1 protein-coding gene is annotated in these 272 nt (G+C 67.6%); it reads right to left on the bottom strand.

Going from position 1 to position 272, the window contains the following annotated elements; translation table 11 throughout:
* Positions 1 to 272: transposase domain-containing protein (locus tag AC0L2X_RS32605; RefSeq protein ID WP_473601237.1), on the bottom strand; the 272-nt coding region annotated here is incomplete at both ends.

The raw sequence follows: 272 nt of genomic DNA, 5'->3' as shown, positions 1-272 counted from the left end.
TCCCGCACGTGCTGGATCACCTTCCATTGCCGCGGCACCACCTCCAGCGTCTCGGTGATATCCTCACCCAGCTTGCGTAGCCGATGACCGCCGCAGCAATGGCAAGCGGTCGGCGCCGGCTCGACCACGCGTTCGCGCGGCAGATGCTCGGGAAATGGCTGGCGCGCCGGTCGTTTGCGCATGTAAGGCGCCACCTCGGTGGTCCGGGCCGCGGCCTGTTCGGCGGCGATCTCGTCTTCCGTCGCGGTGCTCTCGAGTTCCTCGAAGGTGAG

It is taken from the genome of Mesorhizobium sp. WSM4828, assembly GCF_055811175.1.
Note: the sequence above shows the minus strand (reverse complement) of the source record. Positions and strands in the feature narration are given on the sequence as shown.